At 67.8% G+C, this 13,751-nt stretch carries 17 protein-coding genes and 1 tRNA gene; 4 read left to right on the forward strand and 14 right to left on the reverse strand.

The window, feature by feature from the left end:
* Positions 1-3 precede the first annotated feature (3 nt).
* Positions 4-618 (forward strand): thiamine phosphate synthase, encoded by a 615-nt coding sequence (locus K1T73_RS10140; protein WP_220600600.1) that lies wholly within the window; start codon positions 4-6, stop codon positions 616-618.
* A gap of 100 nt (positions 619-718) precedes the next feature.
* On the opposite strand, the gene K1T73_RS10145 is transcribed toward K1T73_RS10140, so the two are convergent.
* From K1T73_RS10145 to K1T73_RS10155, 3 genes are all read right to left on the reverse strand, one after another.
* Complete coding sequence (locus K1T73_RS10145) at positions 719-1,552, reverse strand: 1-acyl-sn-glycerol-3-phosphate acyltransferase (RefSeq protein ID WP_259400213.1); 834 nt, start codon at positions 1,550-1,552, stop codon at positions 719-721.
* Complete coding sequence (locus K1T73_RS10150) at positions 1,549-2,322, reverse strand: GNAT family N-acetyltransferase (RefSeq protein ID WP_259400214.1); 774 nt, start codon at positions 2,320-2,322, stop codon at positions 1,549-1,551. Before K1T73_RS10150 ends, K1T73_RS10145 begins: the two co-directional genes overlap by 4 nt.
* A 118-nt stretch (positions 2,323-2,440) precedes the next feature.
* Positions 2,441-2,623: a DUF3553 domain-containing protein gene (locus K1T73_RS10155; protein ID WP_220600602.1), complete on the reverse strand. Its 183-nt coding sequence runs from the start codon at positions 2,621-2,623 to the stop codon at positions 2,441-2,443.
* A gap of 30 nt (positions 2,624-2,653) precedes the next feature.
* On the opposite strand from K1T73_RS10155, the gene K1T73_RS10160 reads away from it, so the two are divergent.
* The gene (locus K1T73_RS10160) at positions 2,654-3,250 is read left to right on the forward strand and encodes a histidine phosphotransferase family protein (protein WP_220600603.1); all 597 of its coding nucleotides are present in this window, start codon (positions 2,654-2,656) and stop codon (positions 3,248-3,250) included.
* Here K1T73_RS10160 and K1T73_RS10165 read toward each other — a convergent pair whose 3' ends face one another.
* The 9 genes from K1T73_RS10165 to K1T73_RS10205 all read right to left on the reverse strand — a co-directional run bounded on the left by K1T73_RS10165 (position 3,251) and on the right by K1T73_RS10205 (position 10,849).
* Entirely contained in the window at positions 3,251-4,516 is a 1,266-nt protein-coding gene (locus K1T73_RS10165; RefSeq protein ID WP_220600604.1) for a glutamate-5-semialdehyde dehydrogenase, read from the reverse strand.
* 14 nt (positions 4,517-4,530) lie between these two features.
* A complete protein-coding gene (gene proB / locus K1T73_RS10170) occupies positions 4,531-5,637 on the reverse strand; it encodes a glutamate 5-kinase (RefSeq protein WP_220600605.1) in 1,107 nt (368 codons plus the stop codon).
* The gene (obgE, locus tag K1T73_RS10175) at positions 5,625-6,665 is read right to left on the reverse strand and encodes a GTPase ObgE (RefSeq protein ID WP_220600606.1); all 1,041 of its coding nucleotides are present in this window, start codon (positions 6,663-6,665) and stop codon (positions 5,625-5,627) included. The genes proB and obgE overlap by 13 nt, the downstream gene beginning before the upstream one ends.
* 31 nt (positions 6,666-6,696) lie before the next feature.
* The gene (locus K1T73_RS10180) at positions 6,697-7,236 is read right to left on the reverse strand and encodes a GNAT family N-acetyltransferase (protein WP_220600607.1); all 540 of its coding nucleotides are present in this window, start codon (positions 7,234-7,236) and stop codon (positions 6,697-6,699) included.
* Complete coding sequence (locus tag K1T73_RS10185; RefSeq protein ID WP_220600608.1) at positions 7,233-7,841, reverse strand: LysE family translocator; 609 nt, start codon at positions 7,839-7,841, stop codon at positions 7,233-7,235. The genes K1T73_RS10180 and K1T73_RS10185 overlap by 4 nt, the downstream gene beginning before the upstream one ends.
* A gap of 105 nt (positions 7,842-7,946) precedes the next feature.
* Positions 7,947-8,216 (reverse strand): 50S ribosomal protein L27, encoded by a 270-nt coding sequence (rpmA, locus tag K1T73_RS10190; protein WP_220600609.1) that lies wholly within the window; start codon positions 8,214-8,216, stop codon positions 7,947-7,949.
* Positions 8,217-8,227: 11 nt separating this feature from the next.
* On the reverse strand, positions 8,228-8,971 hold the full coding sequence (locus tag K1T73_RS10195) for a 50S ribosomal protein L21 (RefSeq protein ID WP_220600610.1): 744 nt from the start codon (positions 8,969-8,971) through the stop codon (positions 8,228-8,230).
* Between the two features lie 217 nt (positions 8,972-9,188).
* Positions 9,189-10,007, reverse strand: coding sequence for a DUF2059 domain-containing protein (locus K1T73_RS10200; protein WP_220600611.1), 819 nt, complete (start codon positions 10,005-10,007; stop codon positions 9,189-9,191).
* Entirely contained in the window at positions 10,007-10,849 is an 843-nt protein-coding gene (locus tag K1T73_RS10205; RefSeq protein ID WP_220600612.1) for a DUF2059 domain-containing protein, read from the reverse strand. Before K1T73_RS10205 ends, K1T73_RS10200 begins: the two co-directional genes overlap by 1 nt.
* Before the next feature lie 134 nt (positions 10,850-10,983).
* Between K1T73_RS10205 and K1T73_RS10210 the strand changes: the two genes are divergently transcribed.
* Positions 10,984-11,073 (forward strand) — tRNA-Ser (locus K1T73_RS10210).
* 299 nt (positions 11,074-11,372) lie between these two features.
* On the opposite strand, the gene K1T73_RS10215 is transcribed toward K1T73_RS10210, so the two are convergent.
* Both K1T73_RS10215 and K1T73_RS10220 read right to left on the reverse strand, forming a co-directional pair.
* Positions 11,373-12,089, reverse strand: coding sequence for an RlmE family RNA methyltransferase (locus K1T73_RS10215; RefSeq protein WP_220603697.1), 717 nt, complete (start codon positions 12,087-12,089; stop codon positions 11,373-11,375).
* The gene (locus K1T73_RS10220) at positions 12,089-13,204 is read right to left on the reverse strand and encodes a Ppx/GppA phosphatase family protein (RefSeq protein ID WP_220600613.1); all 1,116 of its coding nucleotides are present in this window, start codon (positions 13,202-13,204) and stop codon (positions 12,089-12,091) included. The genes K1T73_RS10215 and K1T73_RS10220 overlap by 1 nt, the downstream gene beginning before the upstream one ends.
* A gap of 246 nt (positions 13,205-13,450) precedes the next feature.
* On the opposite strand from K1T73_RS10220, the gene K1T73_RS10225 reads away from it, so the two are divergent.
* The gene (locus tag K1T73_RS10225) at positions 13,451-13,747 is read left to right on the forward strand and encodes a virulence factor (RefSeq protein ID WP_220600614.1); all 297 of its coding nucleotides are present in this window, start codon (positions 13,451-13,453) and stop codon (positions 13,745-13,747) included.
* Positions 13,748-13,751 lie beyond the last annotated feature (4 nt).

The following is a 13,751-nucleotide window of genomic DNA, read 5'->3' on the forward strand; positions in this document are numbered from 1 at the left end:
GCCATGACAGACCGACCGCAGATCTACCTCGTCACGCCGCCCGAGCTCGAACTGTCGCGCTTTCCCGACGCGCTGGCCTCCGTGCTCGACGCGCACGAGGTGGCCTGCGTCCGCCTCTCGCTTCCCGGTCGCGACGAGGACCGCATCGCGCGCGCGGCGGATGCCTGCCGCGAGGTGACGATCGCGCGCGACGTGGCGCTCGTCATCGACAGCCACACCATGCTGGTCGAGCGGCTGGGCCTCGACGGCGTGCATCTCGCCGACGGCGCGCGTTCGGTCCGGGCGGCGCGGCGTGCGCTCGGCGCGGACGCGATCGTCGGGGCGCATTGCGGCACCTCCCGGCACGAGGGGATGAACGCCGCCGAGGCCGGCGCGGATTACGTGGCCTTCGGCCCGGCCGGTCCCAGCCTTCTGGGCGACGGGAGCCAGGCGCCCCGCGACCTCTTTCAATGGTGGTCCGAGATGATCGAGGTGCCGGTCGTCGCCGAAGGCGCGCTCGACGCCGATCACGTGGCGGCGCTGGCACCCGTCACCGATTTCTTCGCCCTCGGTGACGAACTCTGGAGCAGCGACGATCCCGCGGCCACCCTCGCCACGTTGCTCGCGGCCATGGGGTGACCGCGCGGTCCGTTGACGATCGCTGCGACTCACCTCTCACCGACATGATACCGACGCCGCACCGACGTTGCACCGACACGGGGCGCGCGCCGTTAACCTTTCACGCCGAAAGCTGTCGGTCGGGCGGCATCGCACCCCTCACCTCCGCTTCGAGGTATCGCGCCAGCGCCTTGCGATCCTCGAAATCCGACACCTTCACCGGGCGGTGATAGACGACCGTGGCACACCCCTGCCTCGGCGCCGCCAGCACCTTCAGAAGATGCGGCCCGAACTCCATCTCGCCCCACCAGCCATAGAATCGCGGCGGCTGCCCCTCGGGGGCCTCGTAGATGACCGTGACCGGCTGGACATGCAGATCCTCGCGCAACTCCGGGCTCAGGAACGCCTCGAAAAGCGTTGTTTTGAATGTCAAAACCCGCATCCCGTCGGTCGAGGTGCCCTCGGGGAAGAAAAGAAGCCTGTGCCCCGCCGCGAGCCGCTTGCGGAAAAGCTCGGTCTGCGCCCGCGCCGCGCCCCTTCGGCGTGCGATGAAGACCGTGCCGGTGATCCGCGCGAGGAGACCGATGCCGGGCCAGCTCGCCACCTCGGCCTTCGACACGAAATAGAGATCGCAGACCGAGTTCAGCACGAAGATATCCAGCCACGAGGCATGGTTGGCCACCATCGCCCCCGCCTCCCGAAGCGGCGTCCCCCGTGTCTCGACCCGAAGCCCCATGAGCGCAAGGCATTGCCGGCACACCGTCCGCGTGATCCAGGGCGTCACCGGCCGCCGCTCACCGCATAGCGGCCGCTCGACCAGCCGCATCAGCGACTTGATGATGACCCCCGCGACCAGGCTCGTCGACATGGCCAGAAGGCGCAGAACCACCAGGCACCAGCCGGCGAACCCGATGCGCAGCGGTGGATCCTGCGCATCGTCCCACCTGAGGCTCACCGTGCAAGCCCCCTTGTATAAATGGTTTTCCGGCTTGCGCTCATCTTGTCGGCGTCGATGATGAGGCACACATCGACCGTGTTGAACGCGTGATCGACGAACGCCCCCTCGCCCACGAAACCGCCGAGCCGCAGATACGCCTTGATGAGCGCGGGCACCTGCACCATCGCGGCGCGGCGGTCGATCTCCTCCTCCGCGATGAGGTCCATCCGCTGGAAATGCGCCTCCCGCGCGCGGGTGCGCAGGTTCTCGGGCGCCAGGTGGCGATGATGCAGAAGCGAGAGCGGAGCCGCCAGCTTGTCGAGATCCGTGCCGTGAAAGCTCGCCACGCCGAACAGGATGTCGATGTCGTGATCCTCGATATACTGCGCCAGCGCCTGCCAGAGCATGTGCATCGCCATCCCGCCGCGATAGTCGGGGTCGAGGCAGGACCGCCCCAGTTCCAACAGGTTGCGGCCCGATCCCTTCAGGCGGTCGAGGTCATATTCATCCTCGGAATAGAATTGTCCCGCCGCCTCGGCCTGTGCGCTGCGCAGCAGGCGGTAGACTCCCACGACCTGCCCTTCGCGCGCCTCGTCGATCAGCATGAGGTGATCGCAATGGGCATCGAACTCGTCCCGCTCGAGCCCCGCCTCGTGATCCACGAGCGCGCCGTCGCTGCCGAGTTCGTTAACGAAGACGCGGTATCTCAGGGCTTGGGCGGCGCGAATATCGGCTTCGCTCGCGGCCAGTGCCACGCGAAATTCCGGTGTGTGCGCCACGTAGTTCAAGGCCGTCCCCCGCGTTTTGCCGGTTTTAGGCGCGGCGCTCCGCTTTGGCAACCGATCTTGGGGCGCTTCGGGGGGCTGGTGTCCCGTCCAGGTTGTGTTAACCATTTCGTAACCATGTTCAGGGATCAAAGACCGGAAGCAGCGTCACCCGCGACGTCTCGACCACGACCTTGCCAAGATCGGGGAAATTCACCGTGACCCGCCCGCCGATATTCGATTGCACCTGCCCCACACCCCATTCGGGATGCGCGGGGTTCTCGACCCGCATCCCCGGCTCGAGAAAGGTATCGCCTTCGCTCATCTCGTCACCTTCCCTTCGGTTCGCAGCCACATGACCCTTGATAGCCTGAACATCGCGACGCTCCTAGGCTCGCGTATCTGCCACGACCTCATCAGCCCGGTGGGCGCGATCTCGAACGGGCTCGAACTCATGTCGCTCGGGGGCGGCTCGCCCGATGGCCCCGAATTCGCCCTCGTCGGCGACAGCGCGGCCCATGCAAGCGCGCGCATCCGTTTTTTCCGCATCGCCTTCGGCCAGGTCGGCCCGGATCAGCGGATCGCCGCGCGCGAGATGCGCGAGGTGCTGGCGCCGCTCTATACCGGCCATCAGCGGCTCGACTGGCGGGTCGAGGGCGATCTGCCCCGCGCCCGCGCCCGCGCCGCGTTCCTCGGGCTTCTCTGCCTCGAGAAATGCATCGGTCGGGGCGGCACGATCACCGTCACGGGCGACGCCTCCGCGCTCCGGCTCGTCGCGGCGGGCGATCCGCTCGCGCTGCCCGACACGTGGGATTGCCTGACCTCGGGCAACTGTCCGGCGGATCTTCCGCCCGCGATGGTGCAATTCGCGCTCCTGCCGCTCACCGCGCGTGACCTCGACCTGAAGATCGACGCGCAAGCCACCGAGTCCGAAGCGATTATCGCCTTCTAGCTAGGCGCGCACCGTCCCGTCGCCTTCGACGAGATACTTGAAGCTCGTGAGTTGCACCGCACCCACCGGGCCGCGCGCGTGCATCTTGCCGGTCGCGATCCCGATCTCGGCGCCCATCCCGAATTCGCCGCCATCGGCGAACTGGGTCGAGGCGTTCCGCATCACGATGGCGCTGTCCACCTCCGCAAAGAACGTCCGTGCCGCCGCGTCGTCCTCGGTGACGATGCAATCGGTGTGATTCGATCCATGGCGGGCGATATGCGCGATGGCCTGCTCCACGCCGCTCACGACCCGCGCCGCGATGATGCTGTCGAGGTATTCGCGTCCCCAGTCATCCTCGCGCGCGGCCACGGTTCCCGGCACCGCCTGCAACTGCGCATCGGCGCGCACCTCGACCCCTGCATCGACGAGCGCGCGGAGCAAATCCGCGCCAAGAGTGTCCGCCAACCCCTCGTGAATCAACAGGCATTCCGCCGCGCCGCAGATGCCCGTGCGGCGTGTCTTGGCGTTCAGAACCACGTCCATCGCCTTCTTCGGATCCGCCGCGCGGTCCACGTAGACATGCACGATCCCCTCGAGATGCGCAAAGACCGGCACCCGCGCCTCGCGCTGGACAAGGCCGACAAGGCCCTTGCCGCCCCGCGGCACGATCACGTCCACATGCTCGGTCATGGTCAGCAGCGCGCTCACCGCCGCGCGGTCCTGCGTCGGGACAAGCTGGATCGCGTCTTCGGGCAACCCGGCCTCGCGCAGGCCCGCGACGAGGCAGGCGTGGATCGCGCGGCTCGACTCGCGGCTTTCGGACCCGCCGCGCAGGATCACGGCATTGCCGGACTTGAGACAGAGCGCACCTCCATCGGCCGTCACGTTGGGCCGGCTTTCGTAGATCACGCCGACCACCCCCAGCGGCGTCCGCACCCGCGCGATGCGCAGCCCCGAGGGCCGCTCCCACCGCTCCATGACCTGGCCCACCGGATCGTCCTGCGCGGCCACCGCGCGCAGCCCCTCGCAGATCGCGGCGATGCGCGTCCGGTCGAGCATGAGCCGGTCCATCATCGCGCCCGACAGGCCCTTCTCGCGTGCCGCCTCCATGTCGCGCGCGTTGGCGGCGAGGATGTCGTCCTCCGCCGCCGCCACGGCCTCGGCTGCCGCGATCAACGCGCGGGCCTTCTGCTCGGCCGGCGCCACGGCCAGCGCCCGCGCCGCGCGCCGCGCGGCTCGGCCCAGGCCGTCCATCAGCGTCGTCATGTCAGAGGCTCCATCCATCCCGTCTCTCCCTCTCAGAACGCCATGTCGTCGCGATGCAGAAGCGCGCCCCGCCCCGGATAACCCAAAACATCCGCAAGAGCTTCGCTTCGCAAGCCCTTGATCAGATTTATCTCCTCCGCCTCGTAACGCACGAGGCCCTGGCCCAGCCGCGCGCCATCCGGGCCCTGCACCGTGACCGGATCGCCGCGCCCGAACCGGCCCTCGATGCCGGTCACGCCCGCAGGAAGCAGGCTCGCCCCGCCCCGGATCGCCTTCACCGCGCCCGCATCGACGAACAGCCGTCCGCGCGGTTTCATCCCCGCGATCCATGCCTTGCGCCGTGCCTGGGGGTCGCCCGTGCCGCGGAACCACGTCGCCGCCGCGCCGTCCTCGAGCGCGCGCACCGGGTTCATCCGGCTCCCCTCCGTGATCGCCATGTCGCACCCCGCCGCCATCGCGGCCCGCGCGGCCATCAGCTTGGTCTTCATGCCACCCTTGCTCAGCCCCGAGCCCGCATCACCCGCCATCGCCTCGATCTCGGGCGTGATCTCGGTGATCTCGTCGAAGCGCCGCGCGCCCGCCTCCTGCGCGGGATTGGCCGAATAGAACCCGTCCACGTCGCTCAGCAGGATCAACCGGTCCGCACCCGCCGTGACGGCCACTTGCGCGGCCATCCGGTCATTGTCGCCATAGCGGATCTCGTCTGTGGCCACCGTGTCGTTCTCGTTGACGATGGGCACCACGCCCAGGGCCAGAAGCTGCGCAAGCGTCGCGCGGGTGTTGAGATAGCGCCGGCGATCCTCGCTGTCCTCGAGCGTCAGAAGCACCTGCGCCGCCCGCAGCCCCCGCGCCTTGAGCGCGGCGTCATAGGCGGCGGCGAGGCGGATCTGCCCCACGGCGGCCGCGGCCTGCGATTGTTCGAGCGTGAGCGACGGACCCGCGAGGCCAAGCTCCGACCGCCCGAGCGCGATCGACCCCGACGACACAAGCATCACTTCCGCCCCGTCCGCGCGGAGCAACGCCACGTCATCGCAAAGCGAGGCGAGCCAGGCGTCGCGCAGCAATCCCGTTTCGCGGTCCACCAGCAGGGCCGAGCCGATCTTGATCACGACCCGCCGCGCCCCGCTCACGGCTCCCATGGCGCGTCCTCGTCATCGGTGGCCGCGCGCCTGCGCAGCTTGTCCTCCGCGATCTCGGCGCGCAGCGCCCTGAGCACCTCCGTCACCCCCTCGCCCGAGACGCCGGACATGGCGAGAACCGGCCCCTCGGCCACGTCGGCCAGGTCCGCACGCACGAGTTCGGTCAACTCCGGCCCGAGCGCGTCGATCTTGTTGAGCACCGTCACACGCGGCTTCGTGCCCAGCACGTCGCCGTAGGCTTCGACCTCGCGCAGGATGGTGCGGTAGTCGGCCACCACGTCCTCGGCGGTCGCATCGACGAGGTGAAGCAGCACCGAACACCGTTCGACATGGCCGAGGAACAGGTCGCCCAGCCCCTTGCCCTCGGTCGCGCCCTCGATGAGGCCCGGAATGTCCGCCACGACGAACTCGACCCCGTCGACACCCACGACCCCGAGGTTGGGGTGCAGCGTGGTGAAAGGATAATCCGCGATCTTGGGCCGTGCATTCGACGTGGCGGCAAGGAAGGTGGACTTGCCCGCATTGGGCAAGCCCAGGAGCCCCACATCGGCGATGAGCTTCAGGCGCAGCCAGATCGTGCGCTCGACCCCCTCCTGCCCCGGATTGGCCCGGCGCGGCGCCTGGTTGGTCGAGGTCTTGAAATGCAGGTTGCCCCACCCGCCATTCCCGCCCCGGGCCAGGAGCACGCGCTCGCCCACCTCCGCGAGGTCGGCGATGACCGTCTCCTGGTCCTCCTCGAGGATCTCGGTCCCCGCGGGCACTTTCAGGACGATGTCGCGGCCATCGGCGCCGGTGCGCTGGCGGCCCATGCCCTGCTGGCCGTTCTGGGCGAAGAAATGCTGCTGGTAACGGAAGTCGATGAGCGTGTTGAGCCCGTCCACCGCCTCGGCCCAGACCGATCCGCCGGTGCCGCCATCGCCCCCGTCGGGGCCGCCATACTCGACGAACTTCTCCCGGCGGAAGCTGATACAGCCGTTCCCGCCGGACCCCGAGCGAATGTAGACTTTGGCGAGATCGAGAAACTTCATGGCGCGTCCTTACGCGTTCCGGGGCGCGGCCTCAATCGCCTTTGCGGCAATAGGTCCACGTGGGAAGGGTCACGCCGCGCGCGACGCAGAACCCCTCGGCGTCGCCGACGTACTGGAATCCGGTATTGGTCAGCACCCGCGCCGACGCCGCGTTGCCTTGGAAAACGGTGGCGAAATGCGCCCGGCATTTGGACGGGTTGGCCGCGACGAGCGCCGCCACCGCCTCGGTCGCGATCCCGGTATTCCAGAACTGCGGCGCGACCCAGAACCCGATCTCGCGCACGTCGTCGTCCACATGCTTGAGCAGCACCAGCCCCAGGACCTCGGCGCCGCCCGCGCGGGTGGCGTCGATGACCCACGCATCCTCGGTCCTGTCGGGCGCGCGCACCCGCGCTATGTAACCTTCGGTCCAGCCCGGCGGAAGCGGATGCGGGATGGTGCCGGTGGTCTGCGCCACCCTCGCGTCGCCCGCATGCAGCGCGATCAGCCCCGCATCCGAGGGCCGCACGGGCCGCAGGTCGAAGCGCTCTGTCTCGATCACCGGTTGGGTGTCGATCTGGTTGTGTATCATGCGTCTCCTCCTCCCCTGAGCAGTGCATAGAGAACCGAGGCGACCGTCAGGGCCGCAAGGGTCCACATCAGGATCCGTTCCGCGCCCGTGCCGGCCACCACCTCCGCGATCCGGTCGCCCGCGAAGGTCCAGACCGGGTGCAGCAGGCATTGACAGGCCAGCAGAACGGCCGCGATCCCCAGCGTCGCGGTGAACGGATCGGTTCCCGCGTCGACGAACCCCGTAAACCCGGCCACGATCATCGCCCACGCCTTCGGGTTGAGCGGATGGATCGCGAGCCCCGCAACGAATCCCGGTGCCGCGTCGCCGCCCCTCTCGGTGCTCATCCGCAGGTTGGCGATCTTCCACGCCAGCCACATGATATAGACCACCGAGGCCCATTTCAGCATCTCGAACACCGCCGGATACGCGGCGAGCCAGCCCATGATCCCGAACCCGATGGGCCAGATGATGAGCTGCTTGCCGAGGATCACGCCCCCCACGAAGGGCAGCGCCCGGCGGAACCCATAGCGCGCACCCGTCGCCATCAGCGCCATGTTGGCCGGTCCCGGCGTGCCCACCTGGCTTGCCGCGAAGGCCGCGAAACTGGCTATGGCAAGACCCATGCTAGGGGCTCCCTGAATTTACGCAACGTCATGTGACACCGACGAAAAAGGGGGACCGGTCCGCGACCGATCCCCCCTGAGTATGCTGAAACTCTTTAGATCGGCTTACTCGGCGGCCTCCGCGGCTGGCAGCACCGAGATGAAGGTGCGGCCCTTGAGGCCCTTGTGGAACTTCACATGGCCTTCGACCGTGGCGAAGATCGTGTGATCGCGCCCCAGGCCCACGCCTTCGCCCGGCCACATCTTGGTGCCGCGCTGACGCATGATGATGTTGCCCGGAACGACGCTCTCGCCGCCGTATTTCTTCACGCCAAGGCGACGGCCGGCCGAGTCGCGACCGTTACGGGAGGAACCGCCTGCTTTCTTGTGTGCCATGGTGTCTCTCCTTACCCTTTGCTGAGTTTCTTGGCCTGGGCGACCCAGTCCTCACGTTCGATCCGGCCCTTGAAGTCGAGCTTCTCGTCCATCTCCTCGATGTCCGACTTGCTCCACGAGGCGATCTGGTCGAACGTCGTGATCCCGGCCGAGTTCAGTTTCTTCACGATGACCGGACCGACGCCGTTGATCTGCGTGAGGTCGTCACCCTTGTCGGCCTTGGCGGCCTTCTTGGGCGCGGCCTTGGTCTCCTCGGCCTTCTTCGTGTCAGCCTTCTTCGTGTCGGCTTTCTTGGTCTCGGCCTTCTTGGCCTTGGCCTCGCCTTCCTCGACGCGTTTCTTCATCTCGGCCTGCTCGGCACGGTTCATCGCATAGCGGCCATCCGATTTCACCGCGATCGACCCCGCGCCCACGGCGGCCTTCACGCCCGACTTGTCGGCACCCTTCTCGAGGATCTCCGTCACGCGCAGCACCGTGAGCTGCTGGCGGTGGCCCTTCGTGCGCTGGCTGCCATGCTTCCGGCGGCGCTTCACGAAATGGATGACCTTGTCGCCCTTGATCTGGTCGACGACCTCGGCCTGCACGGCCGCGCCTTCCACGAGGGGCGCACCGAGGACGGGCTTGTCGCCGCCCAGCATCAGCACCTCGTTGAACTGAACCTTTTCGCCGGCATCCGCCGCAATCTTCTCAACCTTCAGCGTGTCGCCGGATTGAACCTTGTATTGCTTGCCGCCGGTCTTGAGAACCGCAAACATCTCTTGCTTCCTTCGTCTTTGCCGCGTTCTGCGGTCCCCCTTGCGGGGCGTTCACGGACCGGACCGGCCCACCTCGAACAGCGCGCCCCCGCCGGGACGATATGTCATGAACCCCGCGCGGGGCATGGGCCTCGCCGGGTTGCGCGCTTATCAAGGAGCCGGGCGTCGAAGTCAAGAGCCCCCTGACCTGCCGGCCGCAGCTTTTCGCCATCCCGTCTCAAAGCTGCTCCGCTCCCACATGCCGGGCCAGCGCGCGCCCGGTCAGATAGCTCGTCTCGTCGATCATCCGGTTGAACGCGAGGAAAAGCGCATCGTTGAGCGCGCGGCCCTCGTCGCTGCGGAAAAACTCCGCGTAGCCGTCGAGCACGTCGGGATCGAGCGGCTGATAGGCCAGAAGCTGGAACGTCCCCAGCCAGTCGGCCAGTTCTTCGCGCAACTCGTCCTCCTGCGCCCAGACGTCGCGCGTCATGTCCGACAGATCGCCCTCGTATCCGCCGCCGTCGGCCATGCCGCGCAGGAACATCAGGTTGCTGTTGAGCGCGCCGGCCACGTTTCGTTCGAGCAGGTCACTATCCTCGGTCATCCGGTCGATCACCTCGAGGATCGGCGCCCCGTCCGCGCGCGCCTCGTAATAGGCGGCCCGCGCCGCCTCTTCCGCCACCGGATCGCCCATCACGCGCCGCGCGGCCAGTTCCAGCTCGATGATGCGCTGGCCCTCGGGGCGGTCGAAGAAGGCGATCATGGCCTCCACGTCCTCGCCCTCGAGCCGCGCCGCCAGCTCCTCGCGCAGCAGGGCGATCATCCGCTCGGGCGCGTTGATCCGCTCAAGCTCCGCGATCCACGTCTTGCTCGCCGGATCGCCGAGGTAACCAAGCGAGAGGTCATGGCCGTTCGCGATGGCTTCCTCGCGCATGATCTCCACGGTTTCGCCAAGACGCAGCGCATCGCTCAGCGCCGCGATGCGGTCCTGTGCCTCCACGGCGACCGCTTGAAGCGCGGTCCAGAGCACGACACCGGTGATCAGCAACGCCCGCATCAGATCTCCTGCCCTTTCTTCAGGTCGGCCAACCGCCATGCCAGCGACTCGAGCCGGTTCGCCGTGATCTCGAACTGCACCGCGTTCAGAAGCTCGTAGACCTGGCGCATCTTCGGCGTCTCGAGCGCGCGGACATAGGCCGCAAGCTCCTCGTTATCGAAATCGCGGTAGGTATAGGCGGCGCCGACAAGGCCCGCGCGGTCCATCTCGGCGCGCATTTCGTCGCGATTCTCGGCCATGAGCGCCCGCAGCGCCTGCTCGTCGAGCGGGCCGTCGAGCACTCCCGCCTCCGACGCGGCCATGAGGAATCGCACCTGGATCTCCTCGATCGCCCGGACCGAGATCCCCTCGGGGTCGATCGCGTCGCCCATCCGCTCGAGGATCTCGCGCCGCTCCGGGTCCGCCTCGTCCAGCAGGCGCGCGCCCTGGGCCTCCTCGGCCTCGTCATCGTCCGAGCGATGCGCGGCATTCTCCACCTCGACCAGCCGCTCGCCCAGGGCCGAGCCATAGAACGCCTCGGCGTGATCGAGCATCTCCTTGGTCAGCGTGGTCTCCAGCAGGTCGAGGGCGATTTCGTGCAGCTTCTCCTCCGAGTAGAGATCCGCCACCGCGTCCTTCCAGCCGGGACCGAAATCCTCGTCCGTCATGCCCAGCATGACGGGCGCGCTGTCCACCCCGTCGCCGATGGTGGCCAGGGCCACGTCGAAGCCGGTGACTTTCAGGAAATCGCGGATCTCGGCCCGGTCGGCGGCCCGTGCGGCCGGGACAAGAACCAGCGCCAGGAGAAGGGCCGCAACGACCCCCGCGATCCGGTGTCCGGTCATCCATGCAATCTGTCTCATCGCGCCTCTCTGCTCGTTTGAGTGGGTTTGCCTTCCTACTTAGGCGCTTTCGGAGACCCCGCAATGCAAAACACCGGAAATCCCCCTTGCCACCCCGCCCAAAGGCAATTAAACGCCACCCCCGTGACCCCCGCGGAGAGGTGCCGGAGTGGTCGAACGGGGCGGTCTCGAAAACCGTTGTGGGCGCAAGCCCACCCAGGGTTCGAATCCCTGTCTCTCCGCCACACTTCCCCATCCCGATCGCGGAATCGCCCGATCTTCGGACGATCTTAACGCCTTTCATCCAGTATCTCGCGGTGAACCGAGACCAGGGGACCGATGGATCCGCGTGCCGAGCATCGTCAGGGACGACCCGACCCGCGCCGCGCGCGGCTTTTCGAGTTGATCCGCCAGGGCACGCTTGCCCGCCATGTCACCGATCAGATCGAGGCGGCGGAGCCTGCGCCGGTCGAGGCGATGGAGGCCGTGCGCCGCGCCGCCCTCGCGTCGCTGCGGCCTCGCCCCACCTCCCGGCGGTCACATCCTAGCCCCTGAACCCGGTCGCCACGACGAATTTCTCCGAACTGTCCGACCGGCTGCTCGGCGGCTTCACGTTCGCCACCTTGTCGAAGCGCTGCTTCAGAAGCTTCTGCAGCTCGCCCTCGGCCCCGCCGGCCAGCACCTTGGACACGAATGTCCCGCCCTCCTCCAGAACCTCGAAGGCCAGATACGCCGCCGCCTCGCAGAGCGCGATGATACGCAGGTGATCGGTCTGCTTGTGCCCCGAGCTCGCCGCCGCCATGTCCGACATCACCACGTCGGCCGGCCCGTCGAGCCATTCCTTGATCCGCTCGTCCGCGCCCTCTTCCATGAAGTCGAGCTGGTGAAACTCCACCCCCGCAAGCGGTTCGATCTCCTGCAGGTCGACGCCGATGATCCGCCCCACCGCCTTGCCGCTCTTCTCGCCCAGGGCATTCACCCGCGGCACTGCCACCTGGCACCAGCCGCCCGGCGCCGAGCCGAGATCGACCACCCGCGCGCCCGGCAGGAGGAACCGGTACTTGTCGTCGAGCTCCATGATCTTGAACGCCGCGCGCCCGCGATAGCCTTCGGCCTGCGCCCGTTTGACATAGGGATCGTTCAACTGCCGCTGGAGCCAGCGGGTCGAGGAATTGCGCCGGCCGCGCGCCGTCTTGACCTTCACCGTCAGGTCGCGGCGCCCCCGTCCCGAGGTATTCTTGCCATCCGGCCCTTTCGCCATCATCCCGCCCCCCGGTCCAGCACGCCATCGGCGGCCATCTGCGCATAAAGCATCCCCTCGCGCAGCCCCCGATCCGCGACCGAAAGCCGGTCGGTGGGCCAGCAGCGCAGGAGCGCCTGGAGAATCGCCGCACCCGACATGATGAGCGCATGCCGATCGAGCCCGATGCGCGGGTCGCGGCGCCGCCCCTCGGGACCCAGGTCGAGATAGCTGCGGATCACGCGGTCGATCTCGTCGCTCGTCATCCGAAGCCCGTCCACCCGGTTGCGGTCATAGCGTCTGAGGCCCAGGTGGCTCGCCGCGACCGTGGTGACGGTGCCGCTCGTGCCGACGATCTGGAACCCCTCGCGCATCTGCTCTTCCTTGTAGGGCGCGAACTCGGCCAGGTTCTCCTCGAAGAACCAGCTCATGAGCGCGAAGCGCGCCGCGTCGTCCTCCACGTCCTGGAACTGGTCGCGCAGCGTCGCCACGCCAAGCGGCACGCTGATCCAGTCGACCACCCGCGCCCTCGGACCCTCGTCACAGGGGCCCTCGAACCCGTTGCAGAGCCGCATGATCGAGCGCACGCGCTCGTCGCGCGGCACCTCGGTCAGGTCGATCCAGACAAGCTCGGTCGAGCCGCCGCCGATATCCACCACCAGGAGCTGATCGGTGCCCGGGCTGACCAGCGGCGCGCAGGAGACCACGGCAAGCTGCGCCTCCTCCTGCGGGCGGATGATATCGAGCCTGAGCCCCGTCTCGCGCGCCACGCGGTCGAGGAACTGCGTCCCGTTATCGGCCCGCCTGCACGCCTCGGTCGCGACGAGGCGCATCCTCGTGACCCTGTGCCGCCTGAGTTTCTGCTGGCAGATGCGAAGCGCCTGGATCGTGCGCGCGATCGAGCCGCGCGACAGCCGGCCCGACTTCTCGAGCCCCGCACCGAGCTGCACCGATTTCGAGAAGCTGTCCACGACACGAAACTGCTCGCCCTGCGGTTCGGCGATCAGCATCCTGCAACTGTTCGTTCCCAGGTCCAGCGCCGCGTAAAGCGGCCCCGAACGGGGTTTCATCGGCGCGGTGCTCTCGACCGGCGGTTTCGGGAGTGCGCCCGCACCATCGGGACGCTTGGGCGCCATGACTACACGCCCTCCATTTCGAGTTGCCTCCAAGGTAGGGCGTATGACGCCTCCGCGCAAGCGCTGCCCCGCCCCGCTCATCTTCTTCATGAGAATTTCTCGACCCCGCCCGTCTGGAAATCGACGGCGCGATCGCGCATCGTCGGGCGCGTGTCGGTCAGTCGCGCAAAGTGGTCGAAAAATGACGAAGCGGCATCCGGCCGCTCCTTTAGAGAGAGCCAACGGCACCCGTGGGGGGAATCAATCATGGCGGATGTAACAATCGTATACTGGCGCGACATCCCGGCGCAGGTGATCGTCGGCAAGGGCCGGCGCGGCACCAAGAAGCCGCTCCCCGAGCGGTTCGAGCAGGCGATCGACCGTGCCGCCATGAAGGTCAACGCGCGCGACAGCGACGCCTATCTGGCCGAGTGGCGCAAGGCCGCGCCCTTCGAGGTCGAGGGCGATCCCGCCGAGATCGCCGAGGCCCAGGCGGCCCGGCTCGATGCCGAATACGATCAGGAGCGTCTCAAGCAACTGATCGGCAATGATGGCTGGGCATGACGCC

Origin of the sequence: Roseovarius sp. SCSIO 43702 (genome assembly GCF_019599045.1) — a bacterium.
Classification (GTDB): Bacteria; Pseudomonadota; Alphaproteobacteria; order Rhodobacterales; family Rhodobacteraceae; genus Roseovarius.

What these genes read in the sequence shown, in the direction of transcription:
- K1T73_RS10140 (WP_220600600.1), top strand. Translation starts at nt 4, where the DNA reads ATGACAGACCGACCGCAGATCTACCTCGTCACGCCGCCCGAGCTCGAA.
- K1T73_RS10165 (WP_220600604.1), bottom strand. Translation starts at nt 4,516, where the DNA reads ATGGATGGAGCCTCTGACATGACGACGCTGATGGACGGCCTGGGCCGA.
- obgE (WP_220600606.1), bottom strand. Translation starts at nt 6,665, where the DNA reads ATGAAGTTTCTCGATCTCGCCAAAGTCTACATTCGCTCGGGGTCCGGC.
- K1T73_RS10200 (WP_220600611.1), bottom strand. Translation starts at nt 10,007, where the DNA reads ATGCGGGCGTTGCTGATCACCGGTGTCGTGCTCTGGACCGCGCTTCAA.
- K1T73_RS10215 (WP_220603697.1), bottom strand. Translation starts at nt 12,089, where the DNA reads ATGGCGAAAGGGCCGGATGGCAAGAATACCTCGGGACGGGGGCGCCGC.
- K1T73_RS10180 (WP_220600607.1), bottom strand. Translation starts at nt 7,236, where the DNA reads ATGATACACAACCAGATCGACACCCAACCGGTGATCGAGACAGAGCGC.
- proB (WP_220600605.1), bottom strand. Translation starts at nt 5,637, where the DNA reads ATGGGAGCCGTGAGCGGGGCGCGGCGGGTCGTGATCAAGATCGGCTCG.
- rpmA (WP_220600609.1), bottom strand. Translation starts at nt 8,216, where the DNA reads ATGGCACACAAGAAAGCAGGCGGTTCCTCCCGTAACGGTCGCGACTCG.
- K1T73_RS10185 (WP_220600608.1), bottom strand. Translation starts at nt 7,841, where the DNA reads ATGGGTCTTGCCATAGCCAGTTTCGCGGCCTTCGCGGCAAGCCAGGTG.
- K1T73_RS10160 (WP_220600603.1), top strand. Translation starts at nt 2,654, where the DNA reads ATGACCCTTGATAGCCTGAACATCGCGACGCTCCTAGGCTCGCGTATC.
- K1T73_RS10155 (WP_220600602.1), bottom strand. Translation starts at nt 2,623, where the DNA reads ATGAGCGAAGGCGATACCTTTCTCGAGCCGGGGATGCGGGTCGAGAAC.
- K1T73_RS10225 (WP_220600614.1), top strand. Translation starts at nt 13,451, where the DNA reads ATGGCGGATGTAACAATCGTATACTGGCGCGACATCCCGGCGCAGGTG.
- K1T73_RS10205 (WP_220600612.1), bottom strand. Translation starts at nt 10,849, where the DNA reads ATGAGACAGATTGCATGGATGACCGGACACCGGATCGCGGGGGTCGTT.
- K1T73_RS10195 (WP_220600610.1), bottom strand. Translation starts at nt 8,971, where the DNA reads ATGTTTGCGGTTCTCAAGACCGGCGGCAAGCAATACAAGGTTCAATCC.
- K1T73_RS10220 (WP_220600613.1), bottom strand. Translation starts at nt 13,204, where the DNA reads ATGGCGCCCAAGCGTCCCGATGGTGCGGGCGCACTCCCGAAACCGCCG.